The 16,142-nt window shown below is 59.4% G+C and carries 13 protein-coding genes; 11 read left to right on the top strand and 2 right to left on the bottom strand.

The window, feature by feature from the left end; translation table 11 throughout:
• Window positions 1-12: 12 nt before the first annotated feature.
• A complete protein-coding gene (locus MRBLMR1_RS09770) occupies window positions 13-2,199 on the bottom strand; it encodes a TonB-dependent siderophore receptor (protein ID WP_500064291.1) in 2,187 nt (728 codons plus the stop codon).
• A gap of 176 nt (window positions 2,200-2,375) precedes the next feature.
• Here MRBLMR1_RS09770 and MRBLMR1_RS09775 point away from each other — a divergent pair, with 176 nt between their 5' ends.
• The 4 genes from MRBLMR1_RS09775 to MRBLMR1_RS09790 all read left to right on the top strand — a co-directional run bounded on the left by MRBLMR1_RS09775 (window position 2,376) and on the right by MRBLMR1_RS09790 (window position 6,603).
• Window positions 2,376-3,401, top strand: coding sequence for an AraC family transcriptional regulator (locus tag MRBLMR1_RS09775; RefSeq protein WP_500064294.1), 1,026 nt, complete (start codon window positions 2,376-2,378; stop codon window positions 3,399-3,401).
• A gap of 145 nt (window positions 3,402-3,546) precedes the next feature.
• Window positions 3,547-4,497, top strand: coding sequence for a Fe2+-enterobactin ABC transporter substrate-binding protein (gene fepB, locus MRBLMR1_RS09780; RefSeq protein WP_500064297.1), 951 nt, complete (start codon window positions 3,547-3,549; stop codon window positions 4,495-4,497).
• Window positions 4,498-4,501: 4 nt separating this feature from the next.
• Entirely contained in the window at window positions 4,502-5,542 is a 1,041-nt protein-coding gene (locus MRBLMR1_RS09785) for a FecCD family ABC transporter permease (RefSeq protein ID WP_500064300.1), read from the top strand.
• Complete coding sequence (locus MRBLMR1_RS09790) at window positions 5,539-6,603, top strand: FecCD family ABC transporter permease (RefSeq protein ID WP_500064303.1); 1,065 nt, start codon at window positions 5,539-5,541, stop codon at window positions 6,601-6,603. Before MRBLMR1_RS09785 ends, MRBLMR1_RS09790 begins: the two co-directional genes overlap by 4 nt.
• 8 nt (window positions 6,604-6,611) lie before the next feature.
• Here the strand turns inward: MRBLMR1_RS09790 and MRBLMR1_RS09795 are convergent, their stop codons facing one another.
• Window positions 6,612-7,445 carry an ABC transporter ATP-binding protein gene (locus tag MRBLMR1_RS09795; protein WP_500064305.1) on the bottom strand — a complete coding sequence of 278 codons (834 nt, stop codon included), beginning with the start codon at window positions 7,443-7,445 and terminating at the stop codon, window positions 6,612-6,614.
• A 366-nt stretch (window positions 7,446-7,811) separates the two neighbouring features.
• Between MRBLMR1_RS09795 and MRBLMR1_RS09800 the strand changes: the two genes are divergently transcribed.
• From MRBLMR1_RS09800 to MRBLMR1_RS09830, 7 genes are all read left to right on the top strand, one after another.
• On the top strand, window positions 7,812-9,461 hold the full coding sequence (locus MRBLMR1_RS09800; protein WP_404945523.1) for a GGDEF domain-containing protein: 1,650 nt from the start codon (window positions 7,812-7,814) through the stop codon (window positions 9,459-9,461).
• Between the two features lie 734 nt (window positions 9,462-10,195).
• Window positions 10,196-11,524: a CitMHS family transporter gene (locus tag MRBLMR1_RS09805; protein ID WP_500064309.1), complete on the top strand. Its 1,329-nt coding sequence runs from the start codon at window positions 10,196-10,198 to the stop codon at window positions 11,522-11,524.
• Window positions 11,525-11,561: 37 nt separating this feature from the next.
• A complete protein-coding gene (locus MRBLMR1_RS09810; protein ID WP_500064311.1) occupies window positions 11,562-12,899 on the top strand; it encodes an acyclic terpene utilization AtuA family protein in 1,338 nt (445 codons plus the stop codon).
• A gap of 4 nt (window positions 12,900-12,903) precedes the next feature.
• Window positions 12,904-13,215 carry an AtuA-related protein gene (locus tag MRBLMR1_RS09815; RefSeq protein WP_206827816.1) on the top strand — a complete coding sequence of 104 codons (312 nt, stop codon included), beginning with the start codon at window positions 12,904-12,906 and terminating at the stop codon, window positions 13,213-13,215.
• A 67-nt stretch (window positions 13,216-13,282) separates the two neighbouring features.
• Window positions 13,283-13,942 carry a CoA transferase subunit A gene (locus MRBLMR1_RS09820; RefSeq protein WP_404945419.1) on the top strand — a complete coding sequence of 220 codons (660 nt, stop codon included), beginning with the start codon at window positions 13,283-13,285 and terminating at the stop codon, window positions 13,940-13,942.
• Window positions 13,939-14,595: a 3-oxoacid CoA-transferase subunit B gene (locus MRBLMR1_RS09825; protein ID WP_404945420.1), complete on the top strand. Its 657-nt coding sequence runs from the start codon at window positions 13,939-13,941 to the stop codon at window positions 14,593-14,595. The genes MRBLMR1_RS09820 and MRBLMR1_RS09825 overlap by 4 nt, the downstream gene beginning before the upstream one ends.
• Before the next feature lie 171 nt (window positions 14,596-14,766).
• Window positions 14,767-15,939, top strand: a complete 1,173-nt coding sequence (locus MRBLMR1_RS09830; RefSeq protein ID WP_500064316.1) for an acetyl-CoA C-acetyltransferase — start codon at window positions 14,767-14,769, stop codon at window positions 15,937-15,939.
• Window positions 15,940-16,142: the final 203 nt, after the last annotated feature.

Raw genomic sequence — 16,142 nt, forward strand, 5'->3', positions numbered from 1 at the left:
GCAATCTCCTGATCAGAAAGTCGCGTTGAGCTTGAAGACAACGTTGCGCGGCTCGCCGTAGAAGTTGAACACCGAAGTGCCACCTACCCGTTCGTAATATTTCTTGTCGAACACGTTGTTGACTGACAGGCTCGCCGTCAGATTTTCGTTGAACTTGTAACCTGCCTGTAAATCGACCACACCGTAACCCGGGGCTTCGATTGTGGTGGCCCCACCTGCAGCCGTGCGTGAAATGTTCTGGAACGAGGAGAACAATTTCACGCCACCGCCAACGAAGATGCCGTCGGTCCAGGTGCCTGAGCCGTCAAACGTGTATTTGGTAAAGAGCTGAACCATATGCTCCGGGGTGTAAAACTCGGAGCCTGCAGCGCGCGTCGTGTTTTTGAACTGGGTATCTGTATAGGTGTAACCGGCCATTGCTTCCCAGTTGGGCAGGATTTCCCCATTGATCTCGAACTCAATGCCCCGAATATGCGCTTCACCTGCAGCAAGATAGTAACCGCTATGGGCCGGATCCGTATCTGAAACCGCGCGATTCTTGTCAGTCAGATCGAACCATGCCAGTGAAGCATTGAGATCTTCAGTCAATTCAGCCTTTAACCCGATCTCGTATTGCTCACCCGTACGCGGATCGAGAATGTCTTTCGTCGCGTATTCAAGAGAAGACTGCGGTTGGAAGATTTCCGTATAGCTGGCATATGCCGACAAGCGGTCTGTCAAGTCGTAAATGATGCCGGCGTAGGGAGTGAATTCACCGTTGACCTTGACCTCACTGGTTCCGGACTGAGCATCGTACCAGCTGAAGCGGCCACCCCCGATCAATGTCAGCTTGTCGATCGGCTTGATGCGCCACTGGCCATAGATACCATATTGATCGGTCTCCGTTTCGGCAGGGCTACCGAAATTGACGGTCGGCTTTGCGACGTTGGAATTCCAATCGTAGATATTCTGCGTCCCCGCGATCAGGCCTGTTGCCGTCCGCAGGCTGTCATCCGAACCACGATAGTCGGCGCCAGCGATTATATTGTTTTCAAGGCCAAAAAATTCGAAGGGCTTGCTGATGTGGGCATCTAGCGAAAACGAATCCTGCTGATAGTCGCGCGCCAGCCAGCGCGTTCCGCCAGTAATGCCTCCAGCTGTCGCGGATACATTGCCGGTTGGCGATGCGGCACTTGCCGCGTAAGCATAAAGGAAATTGACGTCCACATGCGAATAGAGCGCCGAAATCTTCGCATGACCACCGTCATCAAAACGGTGCTCGAGTTCGGCGATATACTGCGTGACGTTGTTTTCGAAATTGTTCCAGTCCGCACCGGTATAGGTCGAACGCGGTAGATCGATCAGCGTCCCATCTGCAAATGTCGGCAGGCCGTTGAACGGCGTGATGTCGCGGCGGGTGTGATTGACACTGAGCGTTGCCGTCGTGTTGTCGGTGATGTCGGCCTGGATCGTGCCGTAGATGACACCGACCTTGTTGTCGACGGTATCGATGAAACTGTCCTTGGTCGAAAGCGCGCCGACAAGGCGACCGCGCACCCGGCCGGACTTGGTCAAAGGTCCGGTCACATCACCCTCGATGCGCTTGCCGTCCCACGAACTCATGATCGTGTTGATGCTGGCCCTGTACTGATCGGAAGCCTGCTTGAGGCGCATGTTGACGGCACCGGCCGGCTCGCCTGCCCCGCCGAAAAGACCGGAAGGCCCGCGCAGGATTTCGATATGGTCGACCACAACCATGTCCGGCTGGGTGCCGTAGATCGAAGAGACCGGCGTCGAAAGGCCGTTCATGTAGAGCGTGTCATATTCGAAGCCGCGCGAATAAAGGCTGGAGCGACCATCGTCATTGGTCAGAACCACAACGCCCGGCGTCTTGCGCATGACGGTATCGAGCGAAGAAAAATTGCCGTCGTCGAGACGTTCGCGCGTCATCACGGTGGTCGACTGCGGCACTTCGCGCAGGGTGCGCGTGTCCTTGTCGCCGACGCTGATTTCCTTCGTCGTATAGCTGTTCGTGCCTTCAGTCTCGTAGGTCGCACCTTCGAGCACGATCGGCGCCAGTTCCGTGCTGCTGTCCTGATTGTCGCTGCCGTCCTGCGCCTGCGCCGCAGTCGCAAGGCCCGTCAGCACGGTCGTTGCCAGCAGGATCCGCGTCAGCCGCCCGATTGCCTGCCGCTGTGCGATTGTCTTATTTCCGTTCATTCCCATACCCCTGGGCAACCAGTTCATTCCGCACGATTGTCGCGCCCCACACGGCAAACAGTGCCGGACGTCCCACGTCGCGGCTATTCTTGAGTGCATATTTCATGTATTCCTATACGTGGTCTTGCAAACCTCCGCTTTCGTTAATCACGCATAAACTTATGCAGGAGACCTGTGTGAACAGTGCCGTCGATCCCCTTCCGCCCGTGCTCGCCAATCCCAACCCCGTCCTGACGCGGCGCGAATTGCGCAAGAACGGCGTGCGCGTGCTCGATGGCGGCGATCAAGGCGATGCGGTTGTCGCATGCGGTATTGTCGGGCAGGTGCGGATGGATGGCATCCACGTCAATTTCGGCCGCCGCATGCAGGTCGACGATCTCGAGATGGAAGTGGCGCTCGACGCTCAGGTCTGCATCAAGATCTTCCTCGAAGGTTTCGTCGAGGCCTCGCTGAACGGGGTGCCGATGCCCATGCCGCAACGCACGGCGCAGGGACGCTGGCAATCATCCGCAATCATCGTTTCCCACGAAAACGGCGCGCGGCTCAGGCGGCGGGCACGCAAGGGCCAGTATCTCGACAAGATGGTCATCGGCATGTCGCGCGAATGGCTGCAGCGCTTTTCAGAGACGAGCGAGTCTCCAGACACATTCCAGGCGCTTCTGGGCGCAGATCCCGGATTCTGGCAATGGCAGCCCAATCGCAAGGTGGAATTCCTGGCCCGGCAGATGTTCGATATCGCAGCCCGCAAGCCGCCGTTTTCGGCTGTGCTTCTGGAAAGCCACACGCTTGCCATAGTCTATGAGGCACTGACTGCCGCCTTCGGCTCCAATCCCGATGCTGTGATGCCGCCGACGAACCTGACGGCAGCAGAACAGCAGCGCATCTATGCGCTGGTGCAGTATATCGATCGCCACTCAGCTCAGGAACTGGCCGTCGCGGAGATGGCGAACGAACTCGGTGCCAGCCAGGCGACGCTGCAGCGGCTGGTGCGCAAGGCGCATCATTGCTCCCTCAACGAGTTCATCCGCAACCGCTGGCTGACCGAGGCGCGCCAGGCGCTTCTCTTCAGCAATCGCAGCATTTCCGATATCGCCTACGAGGCGGGTTACGTGCATCTGTCGAACTTCACGACCGCCTTCCGCAAGCATTTCGGCTTTCCACCTTCGTCACTGCGGCGTCAGACAGGTCAGGGCGAGGGCTGAACGACGCAGCCCGAACAATCTTGCCCGATGCGCTCATGTTTTGGTAGCGGGTGCCGGTCAGCGATGCTAATGGTGCCGCCCGCACGGGCTGCGAGCGGACGGCACGGCCCCTGCCCTTCCCACGCCGTCAGCGGAGAATGCAGCCATGAGGATTGCGACAACCAGCCGATTCGCGGCGCGGATCGCTACAGCAGCGATTGCGTCGCTCCTATTCTGGTCGCAGGACTCCGCCGCAGAGACTTGGCCGCGCATCTTCACCAATGTCGATGGCAGCCAGACGGAAATACCCGCCAAGCCGAAACGCATTCTCTCGACCTCGGTGACGCTGACGGGCACGCTTCTGGCGATCAAGGCTCCGGTTGTCGCAAGCGGCTCGGCTGCCAACGGCCAGTTTTTCGCCCAGTGGGAAAAGGTCGCCAAGGAGAAAAACGTCGACAATGCCTGGCCAGCCGGCAAGGTCGATCTGGAAGCCGTCTATGCCACCGAACCCGATCTCATCATCGTGACGGCAAGCGGCGCAGGCTCGACGAAGGATCAGATTGCCGCATTCCGGCAGGTCGCACCGACCATTCTCGTCGATGACGGCGCCCTTTCCTGGCAGGAACTTGCAACCGAACTGGCTAAAGCAACGGGGCTGGAGGAAGAGGCCGCCGCATCGATCGCCGATTTCGACGCCTATGTTGCGGCAGCCAGAGCCAGGATCAAGATCCCAGCCGGCAAGGCCAATATCATCAGCTTCAACGGAGCCGGCCAGAGCAATCCGATCGGGCGACCGGGCGGTCCGCATGCATCCCTTCTCACAGCCCTCGGCTTCGACATCGAGGCTCCGGATCCAGCATGGCACACGCAGGCGGCAAGCCGCGACGATTTCGTCTGGGCCGACTACGAGCGCCTGGTGGATCTGAAGGCCGAAACAACATTCCTCCTGCGCGTGGATGACAGCAAGGCGGCAGCTTTCCGCAACGATCCCGTGCTTGCCAACCTGCCTTCAGTGAAGAACGGCCAGGTCTTTGGACTAGGTATCCATTCCTTCCGTATCGACTATTACAGCGGCAAGGAAATCGTCGACGGCATCGTCTCCAGGTTCGGAGACTGAGGTCTTGCGAAGCGGCCCGAAACGTATGGCAGCGGCAACCCGCACACGTGACAGCCGCCTGACGGCCGGGCTCTGCGCGCTCTTCGTGCTGGTTCTCGCCGCGGTCGTATTCGGCATCGTCGCTGGCGCCCGGCCCATCCCGCTTGCCACCACCTGGAACGCGATTACCCATTTCGATCCCGCCGACAGCGATCATCTTCTGGTTCGGCTGCTGCGTATTCCCCGCACGCTGCTTGCCATCTTGGTCGGCGCAGCGCTCGGGGCGGCCGGCACGATCATGCAGGCACTGACCCGCAATCCCTTGTCCGATCCCGGCATTCTCGGCATCAATGCCGGGGCAGCGATGGCGGTCACGGGCGCGATTGCCGTATTGGGCATAACCGATGTGACGGCCTATATGGCCTTCGGTATCGCCGGGGCCGCATTTGCCGGAGCGGCCGTCTATCTGCTCGGCAATCTCGGGCAAAACGGCGATCCGGTGCGTGTCGTCTTGGCAGGTGCCGCGCTTTCCGTCGTTCTTCTGTCGCTGACCCAGATCGTTCTGGTCAACAGCGACGAACAGGTTTTTGATCAGTTTCGCAACTGGTCCGTCGGATCGCTTCAGGGCCGCGGTTATGCGGTTCTTGTGCCTGCTCTCGCCCTCTCGTCGGTCGGTATCCTGATCGCGCTCACCCTGACCAGGGCCTTGGACACGGCAGCCCTTGGTGCGGACCTCGCCAAGGCGCTCGGCGGCAATCCGCTGCATGTCTGGAGCCTTTCGGCGCTTGCCGTGATCATTCTTTCCGGCGCGGCGACGGCGGCCGCGGGTCCGATCGGCTTCATCGGCCTCACCGCGCCGCATATCGCCCGGCTGATGACCGGGCCCGGTCACCGCTGGCTGCTGCCCTACGCCATGACCATTGCCGCCCTCCTGACAGTCAGCGCCGACGCGCTTGGGCGGATCATCGCACCACCCGGAGAAGTCGGCGTCGGCATCATGGTGGCGCTGATGGGTGGACCGTTCTTCATCACGCTCGTGCGTCGCCACCGGATATCGAAACTATGAGCCGCGCATCTGCCTCCAGTTCCACCGGCACGGCTCGCCGGCTTGTCTGGCGCAGCCGGCGCATGTCCTTTGCCATCGCCGTCCGCCCGATCGCGATCACGCTCTGCCTGACGGTTCTCACACTCCTCGCCGCACTTTTCGCCATCACGCTCGGGCGCGTCTCGGTTCCCTTCATGGAGGTCGTGGCAACGCTATTCGGATATGGAGAGAGCGGCATGCGACAACAGGTCGTCATCAACCTGCGCCTGCCGCGCCTGCTCGTTGCGATCTTTGCCGGCGCATCTCTCGGCGTATCGGGTGCCGTATTCCAGTCCGTGTCCCGCAACGCGCTCGGCTCGCCGGATGTGATCGGCTTCACCACCGGGGCCGCGACAGGCGCGCTGCTACAGATCGTCATTTTCGGTGAAGGCCCGCTTGCCGTGGCGCTGTCGGCCATGCTCGGCGGACTGATAACGGCAACCTTCGTTTATCTCCTGTCATTCCGGCAGGGAGTGACCGGCGGTTATCGCCTGGTCCTGATCGGCATCGGCGCGGGTGCGACTCTCAATGCCCTCAACGGGCTGATGCTGGTAAAGGGCGACCTCGACAATGCGATCGCCGCCAATCTCTGGCTTGCCGGTTCGCTCGATGCCCGCAACTGGGATCACGCATCGACGGTGATTGGCGGGGCGCTTCTGCTCATTCCGCTGGTCGGCCTTGCCGCAACACGGCTGCGGATGATCGAGATGGGCGATGATCTGGCCCGACAGCTGGGCGTCAATATAGAGCGGACGCGGTTCGCCATGATTGCCTGCGCCGTTCTTCTCGCCGGCGTCGCCACCGGTGCGGCGGGACCGATCGCCTTCCTGGCGCTGGCGGCACCGCAGCTTGCGGCACGTTTGACCGCCTCGCGCGGAATGCCGGTCTTCAGCGCCGCAGCCATGGGGGCTTTCCTTCTGGTCATCGCCGATCTTGTGACCCAGTACATTGCCGCAGATATTGTCCTGCCCATCGGGCGGACGACCGGCCTTGTCGGCGGCCTCTATCTTTTGTGGCTGCTCACGCGATCAAAACAGCGCTGACAGCAAGATCACGCCGACGTTGCCATCTCATCGAGCGGCACGACCATCGGATCGCCGGTCACCGGATCGTCGATAACGATAGCCGCAAGCCCGAAAACAGACTTCACAAGCTCCGCGGTCATGATGCTGCGCGGATTTCCTTCCGCGACAATGTTTCCGTCGCGCATGGCAACGATGTGATCCGCATAACGGCAGGCCTGGTTGAGATCATGCAGAACCGCAACGACAGTGTTGCCCTGCCGGCGGTTCAGATCGCGCAGAAGATTGAGAAGTTCGATCTGATGGGCGATGTCGAGAAACGTCGTAGGTTCGTCGAGCAGCAGAAGCGGTGTTTCCTGTGCAAGCACCATGGCGATCCACACACGCTGGCGCTGCCCGCCGGAAAGCTCGTCAACGGCGCGCTCGGCAAGCTCCTCCACCCGTGCGGTGCGCATCGCCCATGAGACTGCGTCCTCGTCCGCTTGGCTCCAGCGCTGCAGAAAAGACTGGTGTGGATAACGGCCGCGAGCCACGAGATCGGCAACCGTGATCCCGTCAGGCGCCACCGAACTCTGCGGCAGAAGACCGAGCGTGCGGGCGACATCGCGGGCCGGGATGCGTTCGATCTCTTTGCCGTCGAGCACGACATGACCGGCATTCGGCCGGATGATCCGGGCGAGCGCTCTTAAAAGCGTGGACTTGCCGCAGGCATTGGGGCCAACGATGACGGTGAAGAGACCGTCCGGAACCTTGAAACGCAGATCGCGCGAAATGGTCCGGTCGCCATAAACCAACGTGACGTCTCGGGCTTCAAGCCTGCTATCCGAGCCAATGAGGGTGGTTCTGGAAACGGACTCGATCATAAAATTTCCATCCTTCAGTCGGTCGCTTGTGGCTGAACGGTGGAAGCATCGTCAACCAATATCTCTCTGCTCGGAGCATCCGGCATGTTCAAGGGGGCGGCCATGGCGGTCACCGCTGCATCGTGATCTGAAACTTAAGAACGGTCAGCCGCAAGCGATAAAGTATGGCGCCTGACATGAACACAGACTGGTTGGCTTATGCAAATGTGGATGCGGTCAGCCGGCCGCGAAAATCTCGCAGGTGCGGCCGGCAAGGCACCTAGCATAGGCAAGAACACACACAACTGGTGTAACTTCATTGCAATGTTTGGCGTATAGCGTCGAGAGATGCTGAGGGACAGAATTCAAAAGTCATTCTTTATAGCAATGTTAGGCTTGGCGGTGCTGGTCTATCTGGTTGCCAATCCTTTGCGTGCGGAAGAACCTTCAAAAATTGTTAGCTCCTGCTGGACCTCGAGCGGATTATCGAGCGACATGGTCGAACTTGCAGGATCGCTTGAGCATTGGATTTGCGGGGATCAGACCTATTCGCTCGAGGGCGAAAGGGTGGTTCTGCGCTTCGAAATCGGGCCCGACGATACGCTTCCCCGCTATCTGTTCTCCAGGAGAAGCGCACTTCAGGCCGTTCATCTGTTGGTGATCGACCGGGATGGCGCGACACGCCAGAGTTCATTTTCCTCAGGTGACCTGTCGAATTCCCTTCGTGGCGGGTATTTCAAGGCATCGTTGCCTGAAGTCACGCGCAACACGCAACACGTCATAGCTGCATTTGATCTGCCAAGCCATCGGATGACGCTGGAGCGAGCGTATCTGTCACAATCCGACCTCCCGTTGAGTGGCAATCTTCTACGATCATTTCTGCTTCTTGCCATCCTTGCCGGCATGCTTTCCATGCCGCTCATTTTCAACGCTGCTTTCTACAGGATCTTGAACGAGCCTTTTGTATTGTGGCATTCCACGCTGACCATCTCGCTTCTGCTGACGATATTGGTCTCGTCTGGACTTGCAGCGGTTCTCTTCGACCTGCCGGCGATGACGCTAAGCTGGATGACGACGATCATTTTCGGTTTTACGGTGGCATCCGGGGCTATGTTTACGCATAGTTTCATCGAACCCGGACGTATGCATCCCATCCTGCGCCGAGCGTTGCTTTATTGCGCAGGCTGGGCAATGTTGCTGAGCATCTCTCACGCTGCATTTCCTTTCGTAGCGCGCCCTATTCAGTCGACGCTCTATACGGCGGCTTTTGCGCCGATTCTCGTCATTTTCTTACTGTCAGTTGCCGACGCCTTGATGCGAGGCAGCCGTGCCGCCAAATTCCAGGCGCTTGGCTACATACCCGTGATCTTGGCCGGATCGGTGCGGCTGGTTACCGGTATCACTCCTTGGCTGGAGAGCAATGATGCCATGCTGCTCTTCTATATGGGATGCGCATGCGAGGTTTTGTTCACCACCTTGGGGGTTGCCGATCGCTTCATGGCGATCCGGCGCCAGAGAGACAGCGCACGCTTCGAGGCGGATGTCTTCGAGCGCCTGTCGGAATCCGACGCACTGACGGGGCTGCTCAACCGAAGGGCAATAGAACAGAATTTCGAAACGTATCGTGCCGAGGGATATCGCGCGCTTGCCGTACTTGATCTCGACCATTTCAAGAAAATCAACGACGTTTACGGTCATGGGATCGGCGACGAGGTTCTGAAAGCGGTGGCCGAGACCCTGCAGGCCGACCCTCAGATTCGTGCATTTCGTCTGGGCGGCGAGGAGTTCGTGCTTCTCGTACGCGGTGAAGACGCCCAGCTACGGGCGGAACGTCGGCGCCAGGCAATTACTGCCGCAGTCGCAACTGCGCTACCGGAACTTGGGCAAGCGGTCACCGCCAGCATGGGCATGACAAACTCCCGACCAGATGAAGATGCGGGCTTCGCCGAGCTTTACAAGCAGGCCGACAGATTACTTTACGACGCCAAACTCGCTGGCCGAAATCGAACAAAACTCATTCTGGTGCAAGGCGCCTAGACCTGCCCCGATCACCTGAACCACTCGTCCAACAAATCAGACATTCGAATATGCCACTGCTCTCTGCCTGATACTGAGAGGGCAGGCGTGAGGCCGACAGTTCATCGGCATGGAATAGGTTGTTCCTTGAAGCCTGAGTTTCTGCTCGCTTGATGAACCTGCGCGATAGCTGCACCCACAGTGCCGGGTTAGAGCTTTGTCAAAATTCGGAAGCGCGAACGGATATGCAACAGGACTTGCCCCACGTGCGGCAGTCCGTCGAGAGGTGATCCACTATCTATAAACGCAACAAACCCGATCGAAGGCTTCTCCAGCCCCGATACAATTCAGGCCGAAACTAGCCGAAGCCAATACTAAGGCGACGTTGCATAGCCCGAAATATGCGACAAAACGTCAACATTTTGATCCACACGCGCTTGGATCCATCTCAATGACGCAGGCAACCGGTTGATAATATGACGTTTTCTAGAAATCTCTCTTGTCATTACGTTTGCTAATTACAGTGATCCAATAAATTCAATTCTTTAAACGTCACATCTCTGCCACAAAGTTTTCAGGCGCTTCCTTCGAAGTGAAAAGCAAATTCAGATCAGTTTTTTTGAGGCAATCTCGACATGGATTGCACTCGATCATTTGTGCTTATCAGAAACAAAAGGAGCCCTTTCTGAGGAAATACATTTCAAATTCAAAAGTAAACGCTTCCTAATTTTAGCGTTACTGGGGAGAGAGCAGATATGATAGCTATTCTTGGATTAGTGACAATCCTTGTTCTGTTGACAGTTATATTGACGAACAAGCTGTCACCATTGGTTGCCCTCATCGTGATCCCGATCATCGCATCGCTGATTGGTGGGTTCGGTGCAGAAACAGCAACATTCATCGTCAGTGGCGTCAAAAACATCGCGCCGACGGCAGCCATGTTTGTCTTTGCGATCGTTTTCTTCGGTGTCTTGACTGACGCCGGCATGATGGACCCGATCATCGACCGCATTCTGAAAGCCGTCGGGTTAAAGCCGACCCGCATCGTCGTCGGCTCGGCATTGCTCGCCCTGATCATCCATCTCGACGGTTCCGGCGCGGTCACCTTCCTCATCACCATTCCAGCCATGCTGCCTCTCTACGACCGTCTGGGCATGCAACGCCGAATTCTGGCACTCGTCGTGGCTCTGGCTGCCGGTGTCAACTTCCTGCCCTGGACAGGTCCGGTTCTGCGCGCTTCGGCTGCACTGAATGTTCCGGTATCGTCGATCTTCACACCGCTCTTTGTCGTGCAGATTGTTGGTCTGGTATTCGTCTTCGCCACAGCCTGGTACATGGGTAAGCGCGAGGAACGTCGCCTTGGCCTTGGTGCTGGCGCCACGGTTGCTGCAACCGGCGAAGGTTCGGAAGGCGCCTACAAGCGCGAACTCACCGATGCCGAAAAGGAAATCCGTCGTCCTCATCTCTTCTGGGTCAACATTCTTCTGGCGCTTGCGATCCTCGGTACGATGATCTCGGGTTATGTCGATGCCGCTCCGATGTTCATGATCGGTACCGTGCTTGCCCTGATGATCAACTATCCCAAGGTCAAGGACCAGAAGGCTCGCGTCGATGCCCATGCAAAAGCCGCGCTGATGATGGCCTCCATCCTCTTCGCCGCTGGCGCCTTCACCGGCATCATGGGCGGTACAGGCATGATCAAGGCGATGGCCGCAGCCGGCGCAACCTACGTCCCGGCGGACCATGCACAGGCCATTCCCTTCATCACCGGTATCCTGTCGATGCCGCTCAGCCTGCTGTTCGACCCCGACTCCTACTACTTCGGTGTCATGCCGGTTCTGGCAAATGTCTATCACAGCTTCGGCGGTGACCCGATCCACGTCGCCCAGGCCTCCATTCTCGGCCAGATGACCACCGGCTTCCCCGTCAGCCCGCTGACGCCCGCCACCTTCCTGATCATGGGCCTTACCGGCGTCAGCCTCGGTGAACACCAGAAACTGGCAATTCCATTCCTCTTCGCTGCCACGGTCCTGATGACCATTACCGCAGTGATCCTGGGTGTCATCCCATCCCCGTTCGGATGAGCCGCGCCCACCTGATTTGAAATAAGGAGTTACAATAATGCGTACTATTCGCATCGGATCCGGAGCCGGATATTCCGGCGATCGCATCGAGCCGGCGGTGGAACTCGCCGAAAAAGGCAACATCAACTACCTCGTTTTCGAATGCCTGGCAGAGCGCACCATCGCGATCGCCCAGAACGCCAAGCTGAACGACCCGACAAAGGGTTATGACCCGCTGCTGGTCGAACGTTTCGAGGCCGTGCTGCCGATCTGCAAGAAGAACGGCATCAAGATCATCACCAATATGGGCGCTGCAAATCCGCAGGCCGGCGCTGCCAAGGTTCGCGAAATTGCCGCCCGTCTGGGTCTCGGCAAGCTCAAGATCGCAGCAATCTCCGGGGATGATGTCGTCGAAGCCCTCAAGGTCAGCGACACCAATATTCTTGAAACCGGCGCTCCGGCTTCCGGCATGGCCAGCGTGCTCGTCTCCGCCAACGCCTATGTGGGTGCCGCCCCCATGGTCGAGGCACTTACCAACGGTGCCGATGTCATCATCACCGGTCGCGTCGCCGATCCGTCGATGTTCCTAGCCCCGCAGATCCATGAATTCGGCTGGTCGCAGGACGATTGGGACAAGATCGGCAAGGGCACGGCCGTCGGCCACCTCTTGGAATGCGGCGGTCAGGTCACCGGCGGTTATTACGCCGAACCCGGCAAGAAGGACGTTGCCGACCTCGCACGCCTCGGCTTCCCGATCGCGGAAGTTTCCGAAGACGGCGCGATCGTCATCACCAAAGTCGAGGGTTCGGGTGGCAAGGTCACCGAGCACACCTGCAAGGAACAGATCCTCTATGAGGTTCATGATCCCAAGACCTACCTGACGCCGGATGTGACTGCCGACTTCTCGCAGATCACCTTTACCGAAATAGCTCCCAACCGCATCAAGGTCGGTGGCGTAACCGGTCGTGCCCGCACTGACACCTTCAAGGTTTCGGTCGGCTATAACGACGGCTACATGGGCGAAGGCCAGATTTCCTATGCTGGTCCCGGTGCGCTGGCGCGTGCCCAGCTGGCTCTCGATATCGTCAGGGAAAGGCTCAAGATCACCGGCGTCAAGGCCAACGAGCTGCGCTTCGATCTGATCGGCGTCAACTCGATCCACGCTGACGTTCTGGCCCCTGCTCCTGAACCGACCGAGGTTCGTGTCCGTGTCACCGGCCGTTGCGACAGCATGAAGGAAGCCGTGCGCATCGGCAATGAAGTCGAGACACTCTACACCAATGGCCCTGCCAGCGGTGGTGGCGCCACGAAATCGGCCAAGCAGGTGGTTGCGATGCTTTCCGCGCTTTTCCCGCGCGACAAGGTCGTTCCCGTCATCGAATATCTGGAGGCTTAAGGCTATGAAACTCTTCGACATCGCCCATTCCCGCACCGGCGACAAGGGCAACATCTCCAACATCTCCGTCATCGTCTATGACCAGAAGGACTACGAACGGGTCCGCGAATACGTCACGCCCGAACGGGTCAGGGCGCATTTCAAGGGCATCGTCAACGGCGACGTCGTTCGTTACGAAATCCCGACGCTCGGCGCACTCAACTTCGTCATGCAGGATGCTCTCGGCGGCGGCGTAACTCGCTCGCTTGCCCTTGATGCACACGGTAAATGCCTGGCCTCCGCGCTTCTCGCGATGGACATTCCGGCCAAGAACTAAGGCGCCAAAGGTGCGGGCAGCCTGAACTCTTGCGGGCTGCCCCGCCTCCCCCGAAGAGGAAAGATCCATGTCAAAAGTAAGTAGCGTCGCAGCTGCAGTCGAGCAGATCCCGGATGGCGCGGTATTGATGATCGGCGGTTTCATGGGCGCGGGCACCCCGCCACTGCTGATCGACGAACTGGTCCGCCAGGGCAAGAAGAACCTCACCGTGATCGCCAATGATACGGCCCGCCCCGGTGTCGGCATCGGCAAGCTGATCGATGCCGGTCTGGTGAAGAAGGTGATTGCCAGCCATATCGGCACCAACCCGCAGACCCAGAAACTGATGATCGCGGGCGAACTCGAGGTCGATCTCGTTCCGCAAGGGACGCTGGCCGAGCGCGTGCGTGCCGGCGGTTCCGGACTTGGCGGCGTGTTGACGCCAACGGGTGTCGGCACAACGGCAGGCGAGGGCAAAAAGACCGTCGAACTGAACGGCACGACCTATCTGGTGGAGGAGGCCATCAAGGCCGATATCGCGCTGATCTCCGCCCGTAGCGCCGACTATTCCGGCAACCTGCGTTATTCGCTGACATCGCGTAACTTCAACCCGCTGATGGCGCTGGCCGCTGAGCTGGTGATTGCCGAACCGAACGAGATCGTCCCCATCGGCTGCATCGAGCCCGATGCCGTTGTTACCCCGCATGTGCTTGTCGACGTGATCGTCGCGAAGGGAGCCGAGAAATGAACGAGAAAGAAATCATCGCCCGGCGCGTCGCGCTGGAACTGAAGCGCGGCGATCTTGTCAATCTCGGGATCGGCCTGCCGACCATGGTTGCAAACTACCTGCCCTCCGATGCTGGCATCTCCTTCCAGTCGGAAAACGGCATTATCGGCATGAGCGCCCTGCCTGATCCGGGTCTTGCCGGAGCTGACCTCACCGATGCCGGCGGCTCTCCGATCGGTGCCCTACCCGGGGCCTGCGCCTTCGACAGCGCCTTGTCGTTCGCACTGATCCGCGGCGGCCATCTCGATGTGACGGTTCTCGGCGGATTGCAGGTGGATGAAGAAGGCCAGCTCGCCAACTGGATGGTGCCGGGCAAAATGGTGCCGGGCATGGGCGGCGCGATGGACCTCGTTTCGGGTGCCAAGCGTGTGATCGTTGCCATGACCCACACGGCCAAGGGCGCTCCGAAGATCATCAAGAAGTGCACGCTGCCCCTCACCTCCGTTCGCCGTGTCGATCTGGTCGTCACGGAAATGGCCGTGATCCAGCCGACCGAGGAAGGGCTTGTGCTTCTGGAAACTGCTCCCGGCGTGACAGTCGATCAGGTTGTCGCAGCGTCGGAAGCCACACTGTTAATACCGAAGGTTCCAGGCGTGATGGGCATCGCGGCCTGAACTATCGGTTTGCGGGAGGGGCGTATCCTCCTCCGTCGTCCCTCCCGCGTCATTCCGGCTCTCATCGAGCCACCGTAATGTCGAGGCGCGGATCTCCTGCGCCATCTTCTCTCTTTCGCTGCGGATGAAGGCCGGAAGGTCACGAATTCATGCGGCAGGATTGGAAAAACCATGACCAACATCGTAATTGTTTCTGCCGCCCGCACTGCGATCGGCAAGTTCATGGGTGGGCTTTCCACCCTTCCCGCAAGCCAGCTTGGCTCGATCGTCATCCGCGAAGCTCTCGAACGGGCCAAGCTTGAAGCCTCCGCCGTTTCCGATGTCGTGCTCGGCCATGTGCTGAGCGCCGGTCAGGGCCAGAACACCGCCCGCCAGGCAGCCGTTGCCGCAGGCATTCCGATGAGCGCCACGGCACTCACCATCAACCAGGTCTGCGGTTCGGGCCTGCGTGCGGTCGCACTCGGCGCCCAGTCGATCCTTGCCGGAGATGCCGATGTGGTGGTGGCCGGTGGCCAGGAAAACATGAGCCTTGCCCCGCATGCCGCCGTGTTGCGCACCGGCATCAAGATGGGCCCGGCCGAGTTCGTCGACACGATGATCCGCGATGGATTGTGGGATGCGTTCAACGACTACCACATGGGCATCACCGCCGAAAACGTAGCAGCCAAATATGCATTGACCCGTGAAGCACAGGATGCCTTTGCACTTGCCTCGCAGACCAAGGCTGCAGCCGCAATCGCCGAAGGCCGGTTCAAGTCAGAGATCGTGCCGGTGACGATCAAGGGCCGCAGGGGTGACATCATTGTCGATACCGACGAGAACCCGCGCGCCACGACGCTCGACGTTCTGGCCGGGCTCACGCCCGCCTTCAAGAAGGACGGCACGGTGACGGCGGGCAATGCCTCTGGCCTCAACGACGGTGCTGCCGCCGTGGTGCTGATGCGCGAAGAGGAAGCTGCTCGCCGTGGTCTCACCCCGCTTGCCCGGATCGCCTCGTTTGCAACGATGGGTGTCGATGCGGCCATCATGGGCACCGGTCCTATCCCCGCCTCGCGCAAGGCGCTGGAACGGGCCGGCTGGACAATCAACGATCTCGATCTGATCGAGGCCAATGAGGCGTTTGCGGCACAGGCGCTATCGGTCAACCGCGATCTAGGCTGGGATCCGGCCAAGGTCAATGTCAATGGCGGCGCAATCGCCATCGGCCATCCGATCGGCGCTTCCGGTGCACGCGTCCTCGTCACGCTGCTGCATGCACTCAAAGCCCGCAACGCCAAGAAGGGTCTCGCAACGCTGTGCATCGGCGGCGGCATGGGCATCGCGCTTTGCGTCGAAGCGTTCTGAGACACCCCTGTGAAGCTTCGGCTTCGCAAAGGCGTGGGCATCTGGTGGGTGCCCACGCCTCGACAATTTTGGGGGAACGGGCTGTAGCCAAAGCTGGTCACGCAACCCGCAGCAATATTGAAATCGATATCAACAGGACAGGCGCGAGCGGCGACGGCCGTTGCGATGAGGAACCGTGCCTATACGGCACGCCCCGCCAGGGG

This window comes from Neorhizobium sp. LMR1-1-1.1, assembly GCF_040675795.1.
Classification (GTDB): Bacteria; Pseudomonadota; Alphaproteobacteria; order Rhizobiales; family Rhizobiaceae; genus Neorhizobium; species Neorhizobium cellulosilyticum.